Here is a 19,869-nt window from a genome sequence, read left to right as displayed (position 1 = left end):
CTGGCTTAACTTAAGTTATTCATCTTCATCTGCAGCATTTGCTTCAGGGCCGGAGAAGCTTGTGACTCCGCACCTTTGCTCCAGGCATCACGCGCGCCCTGCTTGTCGCCTTTGCTCAGCAGTGCTTCGCCACGAATGTCCGCTACGATAGCTGTCCAGCCATCACCCTTAACATTGTTGAGGGTAGAAAGTGCGGCATCGGCCTGATTTTGTTGCAGTTGAATGCGTGCCAGACGCAGGTTAATCACCGCCTGCAGATTGGCATCTTTGGTGTCTTTCAGCCCGCTCTGTAGCAGAGCGATAGCTTTGTCCAGCTGATTGGTTTCAACATACTGTTTAGCCAGATCCAGCGACGCCAGCGCACCATAGGTGTTATTGTTTTCACTGGCAAAGCTGGCAACAGCTTCCAGCGTTTGCGGCTTATCAGCCTGCATGGCGCTGGTCAGCTGCTGATACTGCGCTGAGGCGGCTTTGTCGGCACCGGCCTGATGGCTGGCCCAAAAACGCCAGCCGCCCAATGCTGCGATACCGATGACAACGCCTACCGCCAGTGCTTTGCCATTGTTGGCAAAAAAGCGACGCAGCACATCAACCTGTTCGTTTTCGTTGCTGTAAACTTCCACGCAATCCCTCTCTTAAAAATGGCTGTTGCGATGCTACGCTTACGGCAACAACGTGCGCAACGTAGCACTGGCTTCACTCTGGGCCAGCGTCTGCTGATCGCCGGTACGCAGGTCTTTAATCACCACCTGGCCGGTTTTCACTTCATCTTCGCCCAGCACCAGCGCAATGCACGCGCCCCACTTGTCTGCACGGGCAAACTGCTTCTTGAAGTTACCACCACCGAAGTTAGTCATCAGCTTCAGCTGTGGGTCAGCATCACGCAGTTTTTCCGCCAGTTGCATCGCAGCGGACTGCACGCCCTGCCCCGAAGCGATAACATAGACATCAACAATGCGCGTCGGTTCAAATTCCGGGTTAACTGCCTGCACCAGCAGCACCAGACGTTCCATACCCATGGCAAAACCGACAGCTGGCGTCGGACGTCCACCCAGTTGTTCAACCAGACCATCATAACGGCCACCACCGCACACGGTGCCCTGAGAGCCGAGCGCACTGGTCACCCACTCAAACACGGTACGGTTGTAATAGTCGAGACCACGCACCAGACGTTGGTTAATGGTGTAGCTGATACCGGCATCGTCCAGCAGAGCACACAAGCCGCTGAAGTGCGCGCGGGAATCTTCATCAAGGAAGTCACCCAGCGTCGGCGCATCATTCAGCAGCTTTTGAATATCCGGGTTTTTGCTATCGAGTACGCGTAGCGGGTTGGTGTACATACGGCGTTTGCAGTCTTCGTCCAGCACCTCTTTATGCTGTTCGAGGAAAGCCACCAGGGCGTCACGGTAGTTAGCACGCGCATCGAGTGAACCAATCGAGTTCAGTTCCAGCTGGACGTGCTCGGCAATACCCAGTGCTTTCCACCAGCGCGCGGTCATCATGATCAGTTCAGCGTCAACATCCGGTCCCTGCAGGCCGAAGACTTCCGCACCCATCTGATGGAACTGGCGATAACGGCCTTTCTGCGGACGTTCGTAGCGGAACATTGGCCCCATGTACCACAGGCGCTGCTCCTGGTTGTAGAGCAAACCGTGTTCGATACCGGCGCGCACGCAGCCTGCAGTCCCTTCCGGACGCAGCGTCAGGCTTTCACCATTGCGATCCTCAAAGGTATACATCTCTTTTTCAACCACGTCGGTGACTTCACCAATCGCGCGGCTGAACAGCGGGGTCTGCTCAACGATCGGCAGGCGGATTTCACTGTAACCATAGCTGGCCAGCACCTGCTTGAGCGTGCCTTCGATACGTTGCCAGATCGCGGTATCCGCCGGCAGGTAATCGTTCATCCCGCGAATCGCTTGAATATTCTTCGCCACGTTAAAATCTCTTAAGACAAAAAAACCTGTCCGGCATCATACCTTATGAGGATGAAACCGCACAGGTTCAATCACAAACTGGCACGCGGCTGACGCGCACCTTCCCTTATTTTTCCAGCTGCTGCACGTTAATGCGGCGGCTTTCGTCCAGCATTGATGCCTTAGCACGGATACGCGCTTCCAGCTGGTCGATCATGTCCTGGTTATCGAGACGGTCACGCTGGCGCACGCCATCTTCGTAGAAACCACTTTTCTTGTTACCACCGGTGACGCCCAGCGTCGATACCGTGGCTTCGCCTGGACCGTTGACCACGCAGCCAATGATCGAGACATCCATCGGCGTGATGATGTCTTCGAGGCGTTCTTCCAGTGCGTTTACCGTGCCAATCACGTCAAACTCCTGACGTGAACAGGTTGGGCAGGCAATAAAGTTGATACCACGGGAACGGATGCGCAGGGATTTGAGGATGTCATAACCCACCTTGACCTCCTCCACCGGATCGGCGGCCAGCGAGATACGCAGCGTATCGCCAATCCCCTCTGACAGCAGCAAGCCTAAACCAATGGCGGATTTCACTGCACCCGCGCGCGCGCCACCCGCCTCTGTGATGCCGAGATGCAGAGGCTGATCAATGGCTTTCGCCAGCAGACGATAGGATTCAACCGCAAGGAAGACATCGGAGGCTTTAACACTGACTTTGAACTGATCAAAGTTGAGACGATCGAGGTGATCCACATGGCGCATGGCGGATTCGAGCAGCGCCTGCGGCGTTGGCTCACCGTACTTTTCCTGCAGATCTTTTTCCAGCGAACCGGCATTCACACCGATACGGATCGGAATATTGTAGTGACGCGCGCAATCCACCACCTGACGGATACGCTCGTTATTGCCGATGTTGCCTGGGTTGATTCGCAGACAATCTACGCCATATTCGGCGACTTTCAGCGCGATGCGATAGTCAAAGTGAATATCCGCTACCAGCGGCACATTAACCTGCTGCTTAATCAGTTTGAAAGCTTCAGCCGCGTCCATGGTCGGCACTGAGACGCGGACGATATCGACGCCGACGCGCTCCAGCGCTTTGATCTGATTGACCGTGGCGGCAACATCCGTGGTACGGGTGTTGGTCATCGACTGAACGGCAATAGGCGCACCGTCGCCAACTGGCACCTTGCCGACGTAAATCCGCGTTGATTTGCGACGGATAATGGGTGCTTCGTTATGCATATTCTCTCTCCACAATTGCCCGGCAAGCGCGATGCGCGTTATTGCGCACCGACTGTCAGACGGGCAACCTGGTTATTACGGATAAAACGGCTTAAATCAACGGGCTGATTCTGATATTGCACCTGGACAGCGGCTGGCGCACCAATTTTCAGACGATACGGAGCCTGACCAGACAGACTCAGTTTACCGCCGCTACGTTGCAGGCCGCTGAACAGCTTTTTACCGCTGGCGTCGGTGACTTCCAGCCAGCAATCCGCATTGAAGTTCATCACCAGCGCATTAGGATCGGCTGACGTCTGGCTGACGCCTGCGCTACCGGTCGGCAACTGACCCGCAACGCTATTCGCCGGGGCAGGAGACGTCGCCGGAGGTGGCGTGCTATCAACCGGTGCCTGGCTTGGCGCGACCACGGCATTGTCGCTGCTCTGCGCAGCGGGTGCACTGCTGGCCGCAGCAGGCGCATTGCTGCTAGCGGCAGGCGCGCTGGTGTTGTTATTCGGGGTATCTACCGCACCGGCACCGTTATCGATCGGCGTGCCTGCGGCGTTGGTGTCGGCATCAGTGGGTGCGTCGTTGCTGCTGTTATCACCTAGCGGAATCGACTGACTGTTGTCACCGCTGTTGCTGCCGTTTTGGTCAGCCATCGACACCAAATCTTCCTGTGAGGCTTTATGATTCTGCCACCACCAGGCACCGGTCAGACCGATCACCACGAAGATCACCAGCCAGGTGAAGATCATCAGCCAGCCATCACGTTTCTTGCGTCGTTTACCCAACGAGAAGCTCTGCATAGGCTCGATTTTGGCCGCACGAACCGGTGCCTGTTTTGCCATCATCGGCAACAGGTCATCTTCCGGTACATGAACCAGACGGGCATAGGAGCGAATATAACCGCGCAGGAAAGTCGAAGCTAAATCAGCAGGCGATTTGTCCTCTTCAATGTCGCGTACGGTTGAAAGTTTCAGGCACAGGCGTTCAGCGACGTTTTGCTGGGTCAGCCCCATCTGCTCACGGGCCAGACGCAGGCGTTCACCTGTGGAATGTACTGCAGATTTCTCTTGAGTGGCTTCAGTATTCATTAGCTAAATAACGCTGGTACTGTATCGATTGTGGAAAACTTCGCGCCAACCGGTCGCCATAACGTGTAACGTCAGCAGCGTTTCCCTGTTGCGCGGCGAAACGTATCTGTAACCCTAAGCTGTCGGCACTGGCGGGCAGCTTATGGTGGTAAATCTCTAAGAGCAGTGAAACCTTGTCCCACGCTTGCTGTTCAGATTGCTTTTCCGCTTCCGTCAGCAGTTGATTGCCCAGCTGCGGTGCGGCATCCAGTGCGTGAGTTAATTGCTTCCGTGCAGCGGCATAATCGCCAGCCTGCAGGTAACAATAGCCCGAAAACAACAATGCATCCTGACGGGCATCGAGGTCCTGCGCATCAGCTGCCAGCTTAAACTGTTGATGCGATTCGTCATACTGCCTCAAACCGCAGAGAAACGCACCGTAATTGTTAGCCACATAACCATTGGCCGGGGCCAGTTGTTGCGCACGCTGGTAGTACCAACGTGTTTGCGCGATATTCTGCTGCGCCTGAGCCACGCGCGCAAGCGCCAGCGGTACCCGATAATCTTGCGGCGCAGCCTGTTGTGCTCGCAGCAAATTGCGCTGCGCTGCCGAAAAATCTTTCACCGCCAGGTAGTGCAATCCCAGCTGCAGGCGAATATCTGCAGCCCCCTGACGCGTGGGTTCACTGACACACCCGGTTACAACAAAGCCTGCCAGCAATACTGCCGGTAATCCCTTACTCATCATCCATTCTCCCTGAATCATTCAGGCGGGAGAGACTGACACGAGTTACGCCCGGTGAACATCACCAGGCGCTGACTTTCAGAGCGCCTTCACAGAGATGGCTTCACCGGCCATCTTTTTACGCATCGTACGCTTGGTACGGTCGATCACATCACCAGCCAGCTGACCACAGGCGGCATCGATATCATCACCACGGGTTTTACGCACGATGGTGGTGAAACCGTATTCCATCAATACCTTAGAGAAGCGATCGACACGGCTGTTGGAGCTACGGCCATAAGGCGCACCGGGGAAGGGGTTCCACGGAATCAGGTTGATTTTGCACGGCGTATCTTTCAGTAGCTCGGCCAGTTGATGGGCATCATCTGTGCTGTCATTAACATGATCCAGCATCACGTACTCAATCGTGACGCGTCCCTGGTTGGCATTGGATTTCTCCAGGTAACGTTTCACCGCACCGAGGAAGGTTTCGATGTTGTATTTCTTGTTAATCGGTACGATATCGTCACGCAGCGTGTCGTTTGGGGCATGCAGCGAGATAGCCAGTGCAACGTCAATCATATCGCCCAGTTTATCGAGTGCCGGAACCACGCCGGAGGTCGACAGCGTGACGCGACGCTTAGACAGACCAAAACCGAAGTCATCCAGCATGATTTCCATGGCCGGAACCACGTTGTTGAGGTTAAGCAACGGCTCACCCATGCCCATCATCACCACGTTGGTGATCGGACGCTGACCCGTCACTTTGGCCGCACCGATAATTTTCGCCGCGCGCCACACCTGGCCGATGATTTCCGAAACGCGCAGGTTACGGTTAAAACCCTGCTGCGCCGTCGAACAGAATTTGCATTCCAGCGCACATCCTACCTGCGAAGAGACGCACAGTGTGGCGCGGTCATCTTCCGGGATATACACAGTTTCGACCAATTGGTCGCCGACGCGAATCGCCCATTTGATGGTGCCATCACTGGAACGTTTCTCTTCCGCCACTTCCGGCGCGCGAATCTCAGTGAGCTGCATCAACTTGCCACGCAGCACTTTGTTGATGTCGGTCATCTGCTCGAAATCATCGCAGCAGTAATGATACATCCACTTCATCACCTGATCGGCGCGGAAGGGCTTTTCACCGAGCGAAACAAAGAATTCGCGCATCTGCTGACGGTTAAGATCCAGCAGGTTAATTTTTTCGTTTTTTGGGGAAACAACCACGGGGGAAGCGGACGACGGCGTCACAATCTGTTCGGACATAATGTTCTCTGGCCTCGTTGTTACACGTTATGGCTCTGGTTAAGAATAGGAAAAAAACTGCGCCCTTGCTGAGTGAGCTCAACAAGGGCGCATAATTGTACTACATCTGCGGCATGATGCCAGGGGGAACGGTTTACGCCAGGTTAAAAGGTGTAAACCTTTCGTCACCTTAGCGAGTGCGCGGGCAGACTTCGTTCTCAGCGAAGAAGTAAGCGATTTCACGGGCAGCTGATTCTGCAGAATCAGAACCGTGGGTCGCGTTCTCGGTGAAGCTATCAGCGTAGTCAGCACGCAGAGTACCAGCCAGCGCGTTGTCTGGGTTGGTTGCACCCATCAGATCACGGTGACGCTGAACAGCGTTTTCACCTTCCAGAACAGAAACCACAACCGGACCAGAGGTCATGAATTCAACCAGACCATCAAAGAACGGACGGCCTTTGTGCTCAGCGTAGAAGCCTTCAGCCTGCTCTTTGGTCAGGTGCAGCATTTTTGCGCCAACGATTTTGAAGCCCGCGCTTTCAAAACGGTTGTAGATAGCACCAATCACGTTCTTAGCGACGGCGTTTGGTTTAACGATTGAGAAAGTACGTTCGATTGCCATGTTGACCTCTGTTTTTACGGCATAGCCATTCTGAAGAAACCGGGAACCTGCCCGGTAAGAAAACGGGGCGATTATAGGGACATCGCCGGGCGTTGCCTATTGCCGATCGCAGGAATTATTGAAAATAATTGATTTCTGTCGGGGCAGACCGTTTAAAAATGTGCCATATCCTGATGTCCATCTTCAACTTTCGCCTTATCAGCCCTTGAGATAGCCTGCACATTACCGGACACTGAAGGCTTTCCTGATTGATGAGAAGAGGTTGCTATGACAGCTCCCCTGTTTGTATCCGCTGACTGGTTAAATGAACATTACACCGAGGAAACCCTGCAGGTGCTGGATGCCCGTATGCTGCCACCTGGTCAGGAAGCCGTGCGTGATATCCAGGCCGAGTATCTGGCAGGCCATCTGCCTGATGCCCCCTTCTTTAATATTGAAGCCCTTTCCGATCACACCAGCCCCTACCCGCATATGATGCCGCGTGCCGAAGCCTTTGCCGTCGCGATGCGCGAGCTGGGTGTCAGCCAGGATAAGCACCTGGTGGTCTACGACGAGGGTAACCTGTTCTCCGCGCCCCGGGCATGGTGGATGCTGCGTGCTTTTGGCTGCCTTAATGTGTCAATTCTGGCGGGAGGCCTGGCGGGCTGGAAAGCGGCAGGCTTTACCATTGCCAATGGTCCGGTTTCGCTGGCGGAAGGGGAATTTGACGCGAAGTACGACGCCAGCCAGGTGAAACGTCTGACCGATGTACTGCTGGTAAGCCATGAAGGGGGAGCGCAGATTGTCGATGCCCGTGCGGCCAATCGCTTTAACGCTGAAGTGGATGAACCCCGCCCCGGCCTGCTTCGTGGGCATATCCCCAATAGCCTCAACGTGCCGTGGAATAATCTGGTGGTTAACGGCGCACTCAAGCCTGCGGCTGAACTGCGCAGCGAGTTTGATAAAGCGGGCGTGAAACTGGATCAACCGGTGATTGCCAGCTGCGGTTCGGGAGTGACGGCGGTGGTGGTGATTCTGGCGCTGATGTCGCTCGGCGTGCGGAATGTCGCCTTGTATGACGGCTCCTGGGGCGAATGGGGCAGCCGCGACGACCTCCCTATCGAGAAGTAATAACCGTAGCGGCGCGATTTATCATGCGCCTTTGGCAACAGCGCCGGAATAACAACGCGCGATAAATCGCGCCGCTACGATTCAGTGCAGTTTTAGATAATCCGCTGGCTGCCTTTGAAATCGCGCAGGAAACTGCCCCAGCGACGTTCATAAAAAGGTGTGATATGGGCGGTAAAGAAATGGCTCACGCCATGCTCGCCGCTCACCACTTCACAGAGATCAATCGGTGCATCATCCGTCAGCGTATCAGTCGCCACGCTGCCTGCCGCCTGAATAATCTGTTCAATATCGCTATCCGCTTCAATGCCAATCAGCAGGTTCGGTGCATCGCCCGCCTGTTCACGAATGCTGGCAATATACGCGCGGCGTACCTGTTTATACTTAGCGAACAACTGCGTCAGCGAGTCGATCATCTGAGCGGGTGGTTCAGCGACTTCAGACAGCAGCAAAGCATGGCCGCCTTCCAGCACCGTTTGCTGGCTAAGTGCACTACCCTCTTCGCCCAGCAGATGGGCAATCTCACCGGCTGAAAACTCTTTCCCTACCGGCAGCTTCGGGTTGAGAAACAGAGTTTCGCCCAGCGTCATTTCGAACAACGTCCGCGCGGGCAAGCGCAGGTAAGCCTGTTCATCCTTGATCGCTTCACTCATCGCCTGTTCAGACGTGAAAAACGGAATGACGCTACCGCCCTCTTCCTTTTCCCAGTGCTGCAAATCAATCGGTGTGGTGGCATCGAACTGCTGCGCGCTGCTTTCACCCGGCACCCAGACATCAGCCTCCAGCAACAGCTGAAAAAATTCCGGACGGTGCGCAGGCTCAGTGGCCGCCAGCTTCAGCACCTCTTCAAGACGGTTACTCATGGTTTGGTTTTTCCAAAAAAAGACGGCAGGTTTACGCCTGCCGTCATCAGGATTATTTCAGCAACAGATTCGCGATGGTACGCACACCGAGGCCGGTTGCGCCAGCTGACCACTGTTCCACCGCGCTTTTGCGATAGGTTGCTGAGCAGTCGATATGCAGCCAGCCCTGCTGATATTTGCTGACAAAATGCGACAGGAACGCCGCTGCACTGCTGGCACCCGCAGAGTGTGCCGGGCTGGCGATGTTATTCAGATCGGCAAAGTTTGACGGCAGATGGCTGCGGTGGAATTCCGCCAGCGGCAGACGCCAGAACGCTTCGTTTTCACCGGCGGCACTGCCCAGCAGCGACTGAGCCAGCACGTCATCAAAAGTGAACAGCGCATGGTAATCATTGCCGAGCGCGGTTTTCGCCGCTCCGGTCAGTGTCGCCGCATCAATCAGCAACTCAGGATTTTGTGCGCTGGCGTCGATCAGGCCATCGGCCAGTACCAGGCGTCCTTCCGCATCGGTGTTCATCACTTCAACGGTTTTGCCATTGCGGTAACGAATGATGTCGCCCAGACGGAAGGCATTGCCGCTGACCATGTTGTCAGCACAGCACAGATACAACTTCACGCGTTTGTTCAGCCCACGGGAAATGGCCAGCGCCAGTGCACCTGTGACGGTGGCAGCACCGCCCATGTCGGACTTCATCGAGTCCATAAAGCTGCTCTGCTTCAGGCTATAACCACCGGTATCAAAGGTGATGCCTTTACCCACCAGGCAGGCATATACCGGGGTATTTTCATCACCACCGGGATTGTAATCCAGTGCCAGCAGCACCGGCGGGCGGGTTGAACCACGGCCCACGGTATGGATACCCAGGTAGCCCTGCTCGCGCAGATCTTCACCTTTGGTAATGCGGTAGCTTACGGCATTGCCTCCCACATCAGAGATCAGGTCAATCGCGCCATGTGCCAGCTGTTCCGGGCTGAGGTCTTCTGCCGGTAAGTTGATGATGTCGCGCACCCAGTCAACAATCTTCAGGCGGCGATCAAATTCGCTCTGCTCATGCTCGCTCAGCGCGGGCCATTCCACCTGACGCGTGCCCTTCGGACCACGGTAGCCCTGCCAGAATGCCCAGCATTTTTCCAGATCCCAGCCTTCGCCGCTTAAGGCGACATGGCGAATGCCCTGGCCATCGAGTTTGCGCGCCGCGCGCTGAATGCTCAGCAGCACATCGGTGCCGGTGAGGTGAAGGGTCATGCCACTGTCATTGCTGCTCAGCAACGCTTTGTCACCCCAGCGCGCATCGGCGGCCTGGGAGCTGAGCGTAATTGTCATTGGTTGTGTTGTCATCGCGTGGCTCCGTATGCGTGAGTTATCACCTTCCGCCAGACCAGCGGAATGATGCTGTTTAACAGAAAGTTAGCGGGTATTGGCCGCAGGCATTAACGCCCGCAGACGGGTTACCGCTTTGTTGACCAGCTCAATGGCGTAATCAATTTCCTCTTCGGTGGTAAAGCGTCCGAGCGAAAAACGCAGCGAGCTGTGTGCCAGCTCCTGCTCAACGCCCATGGCGCGCAGCACATAAGAGGGTTCGAGGCTGGCCGAGGTACAGGCAGAACCGGACGACAGCGCCAGATCTTTCAGCGCCATAATCAGCGATTCACCTTCAACGTGGGCAAAACTGATATTGAGGATATTGGGTGCGCCCTGCTCCAGGGAACCATTCAGCGTCACATCGCTGAGTGCGCTGATGCCCTGCCACAAACGCTGGCGTAACGCCGCAAGGCGTGCAACTTCCGTGCCCATCTCTTCCCGCGCGATACGATAGGCCTCGCCCATGCCAACAATCTGATGTACCGGCAAGGTACCAGATCGCATGCCGCGCTCGTGACCACCGCCATGCATCTGCGCATCAATCAGCAGACGCGGTTTACGGCGAACCCAGAGCGCGCCGATGCCTTTCGGACCGTAAATTTTGTGCGCGGAGAAAGACATCAAATCCACCGGCAATGTGCTGACATCAATCGGCAGTTTGCCGACGCTTTGCGTCGCATCAACGTGAAACAGAATGTCGTGCTCACGGCACAGGGCACCGAGTGCAGCGATATCCTGAATCACACCGGTTTCGTTGTTGACGTGCATCAGCGAGACCAGAACGGTGTCAGCACGTAACGCCGCAGCCAGCATTTCTGGCGTGACGATGCCATCGTGACCGGGTTGCAGATAGGTGACCTCAAAGCCTTCGCGCTCCAGCTGATGGCAGCTGTCGAGCACCGCTTTATGTTCGGTCTGACTGGTGATGATATGTTTGCCGCGCGCCTGATGCGACAGGGCGGCGCCTTTGATCGCAAGGTTGTCAGCTTCGGTGGCACCGGAGGTAAAAACGATTTCACGCGGATCGGCATTGACCAGCTCGGCAACCTGGTTGCGAGCGACATCGACAGCTTCTTCAGCCTGCCAGCCAAAACGGTGAGAACGGGAAGCGGGGTTACCGAAGGTGCCATCCAGGGTGAGGAACTGCATCATTCTGGTGGCAACACGCGGATCCGCTGGCGTGGTGGCCGCGTAATCCAGGTAGATCGGTAATTTCATTGCGCTAAAGCTCCGTATAAAAAATCATACGACTTTATAGCATGATTCGGCCCTCCCTGCGTTAGCAGGAAAGGCCGAAGGAGGCAGGATCAGGCACGCAGATTAACGTTGATGGTTTCCTGCACGCGGTGATTCTGGAAGCGACGATTGTCGATAGCATTCTGACGATCGGCCACATCAAGAATTTCCTGATTGTTAACCAGTTCCGCCAGCGTGATGTTGTTGAGGAATTCGCTGATGCGTTCACTCAGGTCACGCCACAGCACGTGAGTCAGGCAACGTTCACCACCCTGGCAACCTTCTTTACCCTGGCATTTGGTGGCATCAACGGATTCGTCAACCGCGGTGATCACCGCGCCAACGGCAATCGCGCCAGCATCTTTACCTAACAGATAACCGCCGCCCGGACCACGCACGCTGGCAACCAGACCATGCTTACGCAGACGCGAGAATAACTGCTCCAGATAGGACAACGAAATGCCCTGACGCTCAGAAATATCAGCCAGCGGCACCGGCCCCTCGTGCGAGTGCAGGGCAACGTCCAGCATAGCGGTAACGGCATAACGTCCTTTGGATGTCAGTCTCATAGCATACAACCTCGTAAGCGTCCGTCGGTTATCGGCGGGTATCTGATGAATGGCCGCTAGTCTGACATTCCCGAGTAAATTGGTCAACTATTTAACCGAGTAATTTGCTCAACTATTTAACTGAGCAATTTACTCAACTATTACCCTCACTACCTTTACGTTTTTCGAACGACGCCAGCATACCGCGCAGAATATTCAGTTCATCACGCTCCGGGCGCGCACGGGTATAAAGACGACGCAGCTTGCTCATCACCTGGCCGGGATTGCCTTCACGGATAAAGCCGCTGTTCAGCATCATCTGTTCCATGTGCTGGTAGAAGCGTTCCAGATCATCCACCAGCGGATAAGGGGATTCTTCAAACTGCGGCTTCGGTGTGGCCTTCTCCTGCTCTTCCAGCCAGGCCATGCGCACTTCATACGCGATGATCTGCACCGCCATCGCCAGGTTCAGCGAGCTGTATTCCGGGTTAGCCTGAATCGCCACATGATAATGGCACTTTTGCAGTTCTTCGTTGGTCAGGCCAACGCGCTCGCGACCAAACACCAGCGCAACCGGTGCCTGCTGGCCCTCTTCGACGCTTTTGATGCCGCATTCACGCGAATCCAGCATCGGCCACGGCAGCGAACGTGAACGTGCGCTGGTGCCAACCACCAGACTACAACCTGCGATGGCCTCATCCAGCGTATCGACAATTTGCGCATTACCAATCACGTCGCTGGCACCCGCAGCCAGTGAGATTGCCTGAGAATCAGGCTTCACCAGCGGGTTGACCAGGTAAAGGTTACTCAGGCCCATGGTTTTCATAGCGCGGGCCACCGAGCCCATGTTGCCGGTGTGGGAGGTTTCAACCAGTACAATTCGGATATTTTGCAGCATAATAGGAGCAGGTAAGAAAATGATGGCGCGATCCTAACATAAAAGCAGGACATTTACCGAATGCGCTGCTATACTCCGCGCCGTTTTCCCTGTTCTTTAACATCCAGCGAGAGATACCGATGCATCCGATGCTCAACATCGCCGTGCGCGCTGCGCGCAAGGCCGGAAATTTAATTGCAAAAAATTATGAAACCCCGGACGCTGTCGAAGCCAGCCAGAAAGGCAGCAACGATTTCGTCACCAATGTTGACCGCGACGCAGAACGTCTGATTGTCGAAGTGATTCGCAAGTCATACCCGCAACACACCATCATCACCGAAGAAAGCGGTGAACTGGCGGGCGACGATCAGGACATTCAATGGGTAATCGATCCGCTGGATGGCACCACTAACTTTATCAAACGCCTCCCCCACTTCTCAGTTTCTATCGCTGTGCGCATCAAAGGCCGCACCGAAGTTGCTGTGGTTTACGATCCAATGCGCAACGAACTGTTCACCGCCGTACGTGGTCAGGGCGCGCAGCTGAACGGTTACCGCCTGCGCGGTAGCACCGCTCGCGATCTGGATGGCACCATTCTGGCGACGGGTTTCCCGTTCAAACTGAAGCAGCATGCCCAAACCTACATCAATCTGGTGGGTAAACTGTTCACCCAGTGCGCTGACTTCCGTCGTACCGGTTCTGCCGCACTGGACCTGGCTTACGTAGCCGCAGGCCGTGTTGATGGCTACTTCGAAATTGGCCTGAAGCCATGGGATTTCGCTGCCGGTGAACTGCTGGTACGTGAAGCGGGCGGTCTGGTGACTGACTTCACTGGCGGCCATGGCTACCTGATGTCCGGTAATATCGTGGCCGGTAACCCGCGCGTCGTGAAAGCACTGCTTTCCAACATGCGTGAAGAACTGAGCGAAGCGCTGAAGCGTTAATCTCTGGTTGCGGCGCAATGTATCGCGCCGCGACATTAAAACGGCCGCAGGCCACTGCTCATCATTGGCTGTGCGCTTTGCCACAGCACCGCACCCGCCATCAGCAAAATCACACTGCCAAACAATGCCAGCATCGGCATCAGGACTTTCGCCTGTCTACCTGCCGGACTGGCGCTGCCGAGTTTTTCTGCCAGTTTACGCGAACGCTGCACCAGCAAGCCCATCGCCGAGACGGTGACTGCGGTGCCCATCGCCATCGCAACAGCCGATGCCACACCCCAGGCATAAACGTTAATCACTTTGGCAAATAACAGCATCATGATGGCACCGGAACAGGGTCGTAATCCCATCGAGAACACCACCAATGCCTGTGTTTTGCCGCTCACCGCCTGCTCCATCTGCGCGGGAGAAGGCAGATGCGCATGGCCGCACCCACAATGTTCATCATGCTGATGATGTGGCCGGATGGCATGAATCTGCATACGGGGCGCAGGCTTTAACGCTGCCCACAGCGAGCGTAGCGCACGCCAGCCAACCCACACGCCCAGCGCCATCACCAGCAGATAACTGCCCTTCTCCAGCCAGTAGCTGCCGAGATGCAGTTCACGCGAGGATGTCTGTAGCACTACCAGCATCACCGTCACCAGCCCGATTGCCACGCCCCCCTGCAACAGCGCCGCCAGTAACGTCAGCTTCATGCTGGTTTTTAAGCGTGCCGGATGAGTCGCCAGAAAGGTGCTGATCACCACTTTACCGTGTCCCGGACCCAGCGCGTGCAACACGCCATAGGCGAGGCTGAATAACATCAGGGTAAAACCGGCCTGATGTGGCTGTTCAGCCACCTGCTGTAGCAGTTGCGTCATTTCGCGGTTCAGCACTTTTTGCCAGATGACACTTTGCAGCAAAATCTGCGGCCAGAATTGCCACAGCAATCCCCCTGCCAGCAGCAAAACCAGCGCCAGCAGCCACAATGGCCATAAATGACGTGAACGGGAAGGCAGTGAAATTAATGACATGTCAGCGTCACCGTCTGCGCGAACTGCTGCCCGAGATCCATATCCTCGGGTGGAGCATCGGCTTTATCGAGCGACAGTGCATACTGTTTCAGCGAGTCGTCAGGTTTTGGCGTATGCAGATCCAGCTGGCAGCGCGATTTCAGCGCATCCGGCATGGTCAGCGCCTGCGCATTGTCGTAGTACATGTCAACGAAATAGCTTGGGTCAAAGGTGAGGATACGATACTGGCTCGCGCTCAGGGATTGCGGCTCCCCCAGTGGCAGAATGAATTCCAACACCGCTTTGTTACCGTTGCGCGATAGCTGATATTCCTTCGGCAGGTTGAGGAATTTCACCCGGTTTTTCCCCTGCCACACTTCGGTGAAATAGTGCTGCCCCAGCACATTAGCCATCACCTGCGCCGCAAGTTTTTTCCACACCACGCTACCCGGCTCGGCTTTACCAGCATCATATAGCAGATCGGCGGAGGTGATTTCGTCCATCGTCCAGACCATTTTTAATCCGGTCAGATGATCATTTTCGGTGACCAACTCAGTTTTCATATCAATAAAGCTATGTGGATGTGACCAGGCTACGCCACTAAACAGCAGCATCAGGGTAAAAAGCGCGATTTTCATAATGTTATAAAGTAACAATTAAAAGGTGCAGATTCCAGTGGTCCAGAAAAACTGTGACCCGCTTTGAAGCTCTGAGTAAAAGTCAGGACAAAGTTCAGGGTTACCGTGTGGAGTTGACTATTCTTAGCTCAAAAATGACCTGCTGGAATGACCATTGATGAGTTCTGCGTCCTCTTCTGCACCACTCTTCAGCCGTTCCCAACGTCGTTGCCATCTGCTACTGCTGCTATTTCTGCCCGCTCCCGCGCTGACGCTTGAAAAGCTCTGCCAGTTAAATGGCGTGGACCCTGTTGTCGCCCGACAGGATATCGCGGATGTCAGTGACGAGATACAGCGTTATCATCAACTGGAGCTACACCAGATGGTTGATGGCAGCTTTCGCGTACATGGAACGGAACTGGACAGGCGCTTATGCCTGCTTCATTGGTTGCGACGCGCATTGCGCCTGTCGCAGGATTTTGTTTGTGAACACTTTTCCCCGGTGCTGCGCCAACGTCTGAAAGTGCTGAAGATTGAAAAAGCGTTGTGGGATGAGACCAATTTGCAGGCGCTGATTCAGCATTGCAGCCTGCGGCTTAATCGCAACTTCAGTCAGCGCGATCGGCTGTTTCTGCAAATCTTTATGAAGTATGCCCTGTGCCAGCGCCAGAACGCGTTGTTTAACCCTGCGCAGCGCGCCTGGCTGGCGGAGAAGGCGGAGCGGGAAGCTGCGGACGATGTGATTCATCACTGGCAAAAACGGTGCCATCTGGTGCCGGATGCCAGCGAGGCCGATTTCTGGACACTGCTGTTTAGCCTGATCCACGCACCGGACGGCAACCAGTTGCAGCACCCGCAGGCGCAAATCCTGATGCAGGCAATTGAAGCGCTGATCAGCCGTTTTGAACAGCTGGCACAGACACGTATCAATTATCCGGGAGAGTTAAAACAACAGCTTTTTACCCATCTGGCACAGGCGCTGGACCGCAGCCATTTTGCCATCGGTATTGATAACAGCGTGGCGCTGGATGTCGCACGGCTCTATCCACGCCTGCTGCGTACCACTGAACAGGCGCTGGATGACTTTGCGCAGCAATTTGCTACCCGTTTCAGCGCCGAAGAGGTGAGCCTGGTGGCAGTGTTGTTCGGTGCGTGGCTGATGCAGGAGAACGCATTACAGGAGAAGCAGGTCCTGATGCTGACTGGCGAAGATGCCAGCCTGGAACAATTACTGGAGCAGCACATTCGCGAACTGACGCTGCTGCCAATCAACATTACTTATCAGGACATGCAGCAGTTTCAGCAGCACGGCGCACCGCGTGATATCGCGCTGGTGATCTCTCCGTATGCAACCTCGTTGCCGCTGTTTTCACCAACCTTAATTCATGCGGAGCTGCCGCTGAGCGAGTACCAGCAGCGCCGCATCCGTCAGTTGCTGGAGTCTTAAGCCGCACGTGGACGCAGAAACAGCGCCGGCAGTGCCACCAGCGCCATCACCCAGAACAGATGTCCCTGCAGGTGAGTAAACAGCACGCCACAAATCATGGTCATCACCGCGATGCCGCCGCCCATAGCCAGCGCCGAGTAAAGCGATTGCAGGCGGATGACTTCGGCACCTTTACGTGCGGCGATAAAGCGCATCGCCGCCAGATGGCAGACAGTAAAACTGCCACAATGCAGAATCTGCGCCACGATCAACAGTGGCAGTGCGGTGCTGGAACCGAGTAGCGTCCAGCGCACCAGCGCGCAAACGCAGGATAGCAGCAGCAGGTCGCGCGCGGTCCAGCGGCGGAACAGGCGATTGCTGAGCGCGAAGACCACAATTTCTGCCACCACCCCCAGTGACCAGAGATAGCCGACGATGGCGGCGGAATAGCCTGCCTCCTGCCACCAGATGGCGCTGAAGCTATAATACGCCGCGTGCGCTCCCTGCATCAGGGTGACACATAACATAAAACGCCAGACGGCATTTTCCCGCAGTAAATCACGCCAGGCAGACCAGCCACCACTTGCACCGTGGCGGGCATCCCCCTGTGGACGGGTGTGCGGCGGCAGCATCATACCAGCCAGCATCGACAGCACGCCGACAGATAACAGCAGCAGAATCGCCTGCGATGAGAAGGCGCTGACCAGCATCCCTGTCAGCGCGGAGCTGATGACAAACGCCAGTGAACCCCATAAGCGTACCGGGCCATAGGCAAGGCCGATCTGTTGTGTCCAGGTGGCGGCCAGCGCATCGCTTAACGGCACCAGCGGAGAAAAGAACAGGTTAAAACCGATCATCACCAGCAGCAGCCACAGCCACTGGCCACCAAGCCAGAAGCCCAGCGCAAACAGGCAGGTCATCAGCGCCAGCAGACGCAGCGCACGAATCAAATGGGAAGGTGTTTTCACCTGCGAGGCAATGAGCAAACTGCCGACAAAACGCGCCACCATTCCGCAACCGATCATCAGACCGATCTTCTCAGCATCCAGTCCGATGCCTTTGAGCCACACGCTCCAGAATGGCAGATAGATGCCGTAACAGAAAAAATAGGTGAAGTAGCTGAGACCCAGCCACTTTGCCGATCCGAGGGTCATATTGGCTCCGCAGGGTAATCGATACCGATCTAATAATTTTGTGCGGTACTTTGTCAGAGCCAGGCAGAAAAAGGAATAGAAAGGCGGATTATCTGCCGCCATCAACGCTGAGGATTTGACCTGTCACCCAGTTCGCCCAGTCAGAGGCAAAATAAAGCACCGCGTGAGCAATATCGTCTGCCGCACCCAGCCGCCGGAGGGCGATATTGTCGATCAACTGCTGCTGACCTTCACTGCCCAGCGCATCCCATTGCTTTTCCGTCGTCGGGTTACTGCGAATGAAGCCCGGCGCCACGTTGTTAACGGTGATGTTCCACGCGCCCAATTCGTGGGCCAGCTGACGCGTCAGACCAATTTGCCCGGCTTTGGCGCTGGCATAAGCCTGAATACCGGTCAGGCTGACATCCAGCCCGGCGCGGCTGGAAATATTAATGATGCGGCCAAAACGGCGGGCTTTCATGCCGCTGACCGCCGCCTGCGACATCAAAAAGGCCGCATTCAGGTTGACTGCCACAATCGCCTGCCACTGGGCAAAGGTCACCGTTTCCAGCGGCTGCCCCACCTGACCGACGACACCACCGGCATTGTTAACCAGTGTATCAACATCAACCTGCTGTGATGCGAGCGAGCTAAACAGCGCGCTAATTGCCTCGGGCGAACTCAGGTCGAGCGCGAAAGCCAGCGCATTGTTGCCACACAACGCCGCCGTCTCTTCGACCTGCTCTTTCTGGATATCGCAGGCAATCACCCGCGCGCCGCGCGCCGCAAAGGCCAGACAAATGGCCCTACCAAATCCGTGCGCTGCACCGGTCACTAATACCTGGCGTTGCGAAAAATCAAAAGGGTTTTGCATCAGGCGGTTCCCGTTTCGTTAATTTCCAGCAACGCCAGCGTCGCGAGACTCTGCGGCAGCTCGCCGCGCTCAATCCGATGAATGAGGTGGACCAGTTGCGTAGTGAGGGGCATCGGCAGATCAAATCCACGGCCAATATCAATAGCCGGAGCAATCTGCGCGTCAATTTCAGTCTGACGTTTCCGCACCGCCAAATCTCGCCAGATACCGGAGTGGGATTTGGCCGAGCGCCGGTTGTGCGCCACCATATCCTCAAAGGATTGACGAGTGTGTTCAGGACTGGCATCAGGTAAAAACGCCGAAGGGTCAAAACCATCAAACCCTTCCAGTACGATATTCTGCGCGTGCGCCACGCTGCCAATTTCCCGCGCCAGTGCCGTCAGCACCGGACGAAAGCGCGGCATCGCCAGCACATCGGCGATGCTGTCGTCGGACAGTGCAGTGGCAAACAGCAACGCGCCGTAAATCATTTTCGCCCACAGGAATCCCCAGATATTCGGGGTCAGGATCGCCGCAGCATCAAACTGCTGCAACAGCGAGTAGAGCGTTGCGGTACGCGGTCGCGTGACGCCGTCTAACTCCCCTATCACCACCGCCCCGCGTCCACCGTGATGAATCACGCCGGGTTCAAGGAAGTCTGCACCAAAGTTAAGGAAAGCTCCCACGGTGCGTTCGATGCCAATCTCGTCGGCGATAACCCGTTCGTTGAGGCCATTTTGCATCGAGACCACGAAGCCGTCGGGTGCTAAATGCGGCACAATCTGGAGGATGGCCGCCGCAGTGTGATGTGATTTCACCGCCAGCAGCACGCAGCGGAAACTGCCTTCAAGTTGTTCAGGGAGAAAAGCCTGCGCCTGCACCACTTTGTCGCCGAGGGGGCCGGTGATGCGCAAGCCGCGCTGGTTGATGGCCATCACATGTTCCGCGACGTTATCGACAAAAATCACCGGCTGTCCGGCGTCGATAAATGAAGCGCCTATTGCGCCGCCAATCGCTCCCGCCCCCCAAATAACCAGCGGAGCAGGCGTTTGCGGCTGAGTGACAGCTGACATCGGTTTTTCCTCCGGGA

At 55.8% G+C, this 19,869-nt stretch carries 20 protein-coding genes; 3 read left to right on the top strand and 17 right to left on the bottom strand.

All coding sequences use genetic code 11. The features are described from left to right. Positions 1-5: 5 nt before the first annotated feature. From PW844_RS21210 to ndk, 7 genes are all read right to left on the bottom strand, one after another. The gene (locus tag PW844_RS21210; protein ID WP_084876305.1) at positions 6-623 is read right to left on the bottom strand and encodes a YfgM family protein; all 618 of its coding nucleotides are present in this window, start codon (positions 621-623) and stop codon (positions 6-8) included. Between the two features lie 39 nt (positions 624-662). After that, on the bottom strand, positions 663-1,937 hold the full coding sequence (gene hisS, locus PW844_RS21205; RefSeq protein WP_299456090.1) for a histidine--tRNA ligase: 1,275 nt from the start codon (positions 1,935-1,937) through the stop codon (positions 663-665). A gap of 106 nt (positions 1,938-2,043) precedes the next feature. Next, positions 2,044-3,165 carry a flavodoxin-dependent (E)-4-hydroxy-3-methylbut-2-enyl-diphosphate synthase gene (gene ispG / locus PW844_RS21200; protein WP_084876307.1) on the bottom strand — a complete coding sequence of 374 codons (1,122 nt, stop codon included), beginning with the start codon at positions 3,163-3,165 and terminating at the stop codon, positions 2,044-2,046. Positions 3,166-3,203: 38 nt separating this feature from the next. Further along, positions 3,204-4,244 (bottom strand): cytoskeleton protein RodZ, encoded by a 1,041-nt coding sequence (rodZ, locus tag PW844_RS21195; RefSeq protein ID WP_299456085.1) that lies wholly within the window; start codon positions 4,242-4,244, stop codon positions 3,204-3,206. Beyond that, the gene (gene pilW, locus PW844_RS21190) at positions 4,234-4,968 is read right to left on the bottom strand and encodes a type IV pilus biogenesis/stability protein PilW (protein ID WP_299456195.1); all 735 of its coding nucleotides are present in this window, start codon (positions 4,966-4,968) and stop codon (positions 4,234-4,236) included. Before pilW ends, rodZ begins: the two co-directional genes overlap by 11 nt. Before the next feature lie 78 nt (positions 4,969-5,046). Beyond that, positions 5,047-6,216 carry a bifunctional tRNA (adenosine(37)-C2)-methyltransferase TrmG/ribosomal RNA large subunit methyltransferase RlmN gene (locus PW844_RS21185; RefSeq protein WP_084876310.1) on the bottom strand — a complete coding sequence of 390 codons (1,170 nt, stop codon included), beginning with the start codon at positions 6,214-6,216 and terminating at the stop codon, positions 5,047-5,049. A gap of 169 nt (positions 6,217-6,385) precedes the next feature. After that, positions 6,386-6,817, bottom strand: a complete 432-nt coding sequence (gene ndk / locus PW844_RS21180; RefSeq protein WP_007884899.1) for a nucleoside-diphosphate kinase — start codon at positions 6,815-6,817, stop codon at positions 6,386-6,388. 267 nt (positions 6,818-7,084) lie between these two features. On the opposite strand from ndk, the gene sseA reads away from it, so the two are divergent. Continuing rightward, positions 7,085-7,927, top strand: a complete 843-nt coding sequence (sseA, locus tag PW844_RS21175; RefSeq protein ID WP_299456080.1) for a 3-mercaptopyruvate sulfurtransferase — start codon at positions 7,085-7,087, stop codon at positions 7,925-7,927. A gap of 92 nt (positions 7,928-8,019) precedes the next feature. On the opposite strand, the gene sseB is transcribed toward sseA, so the two are convergent. The 5 genes from sseB to trmJ all read right to left on the bottom strand — a co-directional run bounded on the left by sseB (position 8,020) and on the right by trmJ (position 12,832). Further along, a complete protein-coding gene (gene sseB, locus PW844_RS21170; protein ID WP_084876312.1) occupies positions 8,020-8,787 on the bottom strand; it encodes an enhanced serine sensitivity protein SseB in 768 nt (255 codons plus the stop codon). Positions 8,788-8,839: 52 nt separating this feature from the next. Then, positions 8,840-10,126: an aminopeptidase PepB gene (gene pepB / locus PW844_RS21165; RefSeq protein WP_299456077.1), complete on the bottom strand. Its 1,287-nt coding sequence runs from the start codon at positions 10,124-10,126 to the stop codon at positions 8,840-8,842. Between the two features lie 69 nt (positions 10,127-10,195). Continuing rightward, positions 10,196-11,368, bottom strand: coding sequence for an IscS subfamily cysteine desulfurase (locus PW844_RS21160; protein ID WP_299456075.1), 1,173 nt, complete (start codon positions 11,366-11,368; stop codon positions 10,196-10,198). An 89-nt stretch (positions 11,369-11,457) separates the two neighbouring features. Next, complete coding sequence (gene iscR, locus PW844_RS21155; protein ID WP_084876315.1) at positions 11,458-11,955, bottom strand: Fe-S cluster assembly transcriptional regulator IscR; 498 nt, start codon at positions 11,953-11,955, stop codon at positions 11,458-11,460. A gap of 133 nt (positions 11,956-12,088) precedes the next feature. After that, complete coding sequence (trmJ, locus tag PW844_RS21150) at positions 12,089-12,832, bottom strand: tRNA (cytosine(32)/uridine(32)-2'-O)-methyltransferase TrmJ (protein ID WP_084876316.1); 744 nt, start codon at positions 12,830-12,832, stop codon at positions 12,089-12,091. 119 nt (positions 12,833-12,951) lie between these two features. Between trmJ and suhB the strand changes: the two genes are divergently transcribed. Continuing rightward, complete coding sequence (suhB, locus tag PW844_RS21145; RefSeq protein ID WP_084876317.1) at positions 12,952-13,755, top strand: inositol-1-monophosphatase; 804 nt, start codon at positions 12,952-12,954, stop codon at positions 13,753-13,755. A 35-nt stretch (positions 13,756-13,790) separates the two neighbouring features. Here the strand turns inward: suhB and PW844_RS21140 are convergent, their stop codons facing one another. Beyond that, the gene (locus PW844_RS21140) at positions 13,791-14,771 is read right to left on the bottom strand and encodes a nickel/cobalt transporter (RefSeq protein WP_299456071.1); all 981 of its coding nucleotides are present in this window, start codon (positions 14,769-14,771) and stop codon (positions 13,791-13,793) included. After that, positions 14,762-15,388, bottom strand: a complete 627-nt coding sequence (locus tag PW844_RS21135; RefSeq protein ID WP_299456069.1) for a DUF1007 family protein — start codon at positions 15,386-15,388, stop codon at positions 14,762-14,764. The genes PW844_RS21140 and PW844_RS21135 overlap by 10 nt, the downstream gene beginning before the upstream one ends. Positions 15,389-15,545: 157 nt before the next feature. Between PW844_RS21135 and csiE the strand changes: the two genes are divergently transcribed. Continuing rightward, positions 15,546-16,814, top strand: coding sequence for a stationary phase inducible protein CsiE (csiE, locus tag PW844_RS21130; RefSeq protein WP_299456067.1), 1,269 nt, complete (start codon positions 15,546-15,548; stop codon positions 16,812-16,814). Here csiE and PW844_RS21125 read toward each other — a convergent pair. The 3 genes from PW844_RS21125 to PW844_RS21115 form a co-directional block, all read right to left on the bottom strand. Beyond that, positions 16,811-17,947, bottom strand: a complete 1,137-nt coding sequence (locus PW844_RS21125) for a 3-phenylpropionate MFS transporter (protein ID WP_299456065.1) — start codon at positions 17,945-17,947, stop codon at positions 16,811-16,813. The two genes, csiE and PW844_RS21125, sit on opposite strands and share 4 nt — an antisense overlap. Before the next feature lie 88 nt (positions 17,948-18,035). Further along, complete coding sequence (locus tag PW844_RS21120; protein ID WP_299456063.1) at positions 18,036-18,800, bottom strand: SDR family NAD(P)-dependent oxidoreductase; 765 nt, start codon at positions 18,798-18,800, stop codon at positions 18,036-18,038. Beyond that, complete coding sequence (locus PW844_RS21115; protein ID WP_299456060.1) at positions 18,800-19,852, bottom strand: ketopantoate reductase family protein; 1,053 nt, start codon at positions 19,850-19,852, stop codon at positions 18,800-18,802. Before PW844_RS21115 ends, PW844_RS21120 begins: the two co-directional genes overlap by 1 nt. Between the last annotated feature and the right edge of the window lie 17 nt (positions 19,853-19,869).

Origin of the sequence: Pantoea sp. (assembly GCF_028283705.1) — a bacterium.
Taxonomy (GTDB): Bacteria; Pseudomonadota; Gammaproteobacteria; order Enterobacterales; family Enterobacteriaceae; genus Pantoea.
Note: the sequence above shows the minus strand (reverse complement) of the source record. Positions and strands in the feature narration are given on the sequence as shown.

Bases quoted from the DNA above. Each gene is read 5' to 3' on its own strand.
- ispG (WP_084876307.1), bottom strand. From the start codon at position 3,165: ATGCATAACGAAGCACCCATTATCCGTCGCAAATCAACGCGGATTTAC.
- rodZ (WP_299456085.1), bottom strand. From the start codon at position 4,244: ATGAATACTGAAGCCACTCAAGAGAAATCTGCAGTACATTCCACAGGT.
- pilW (WP_299456195.1), bottom strand. From the start codon at position 4,968: ATGAGTAAGGGATTACCGGCAGTATTGCTGGCAGGCTTTGTTGTAACC.
- PW844_RS21185 (WP_084876310.1), bottom strand. From the start codon at position 6,216: ATGTCCGAACAGATTGTGACGCCGTCGTCCGCTTCCCCCGTGGTTGTT.
- ndk (WP_007884899.1), bottom strand. From the start codon at position 6,817: ATGGCAATCGAACGTACTTTCTCAATCGTTAAACCAAACGCCGTCGCT.
- sseA (WP_299456080.1), top strand. From the start codon at position 7,085: ATGACAGCTCCCCTGTTTGTATCCGCTGACTGGTTAAATGAACATTAC.
- sseB (WP_084876312.1), bottom strand. From the start codon at position 8,787: ATGAGTAACCGTCTTGAAGAGGTGCTGAAGCTGGCGGCCACTGAGCCT.
- pepB (WP_299456077.1), bottom strand. From the start codon at position 10,126: ATGACAACACAACCAATGACAATTACGCTCAGCTCCCAGGCCGCCGAT.
- PW844_RS21160 (WP_299456075.1), bottom strand. From the start codon at position 11,368: ATGAAATTACCGATCTACCTGGATTACGCGGCCACCACGCCAGCGGAT.
- iscR (WP_084876315.1), bottom strand. From the start codon at position 11,955: ATGAGACTGACATCCAAAGGACGTTATGCCGTTACCGCTATGCTGGAC.
- trmJ (WP_084876316.1), bottom strand. From the start codon at position 12,832: ATGCTGCAAAATATCCGAATTGTACTGGTTGAAACCTCCCACACCGGC.
- suhB (WP_084876317.1), top strand. From the start codon at position 12,952: ATGCATCCGATGCTCAACATCGCCGTGCGCGCTGCGCGCAAGGCCGGA.
- PW844_RS21140 (WP_299456071.1), bottom strand. From the start codon at position 14,771: ATGTCATTAATTTCACTGCCTTCCCGTTCACGTCATTTATGGCCATTG.
- PW844_RS21135 (WP_299456069.1), bottom strand. From the start codon at position 15,388: ATGAAAATCGCGCTTTTTACCCTGATGCTGCTGTTTAGTGGCGTAGCC.
- csiE (WP_299456067.1), top strand. From the start codon at position 15,546: ATGAGTTCTGCGTCCTCTTCTGCACCACTCTTCAGCCGTTCCCAACGT.
- PW844_RS21125 (WP_299456065.1), bottom strand. From the start codon at position 17,947: ATGACCCTCGGATCGGCAAAGTGGCTGGGTCTCAGCTACTTCACCTAT.
- PW844_RS21120 (WP_299456063.1), bottom strand. From the start codon at position 18,800: ATGCAAAACCCTTTTGATTTTTCGCAACGCCAGGTATTAGTGACCGGT.
- PW844_RS21115 (WP_299456060.1), bottom strand. From the start codon at position 19,852: ATGTCAGCTGTCACTCAGCCGCAAACGCCTGCTCCGCTGGTTATTTGG.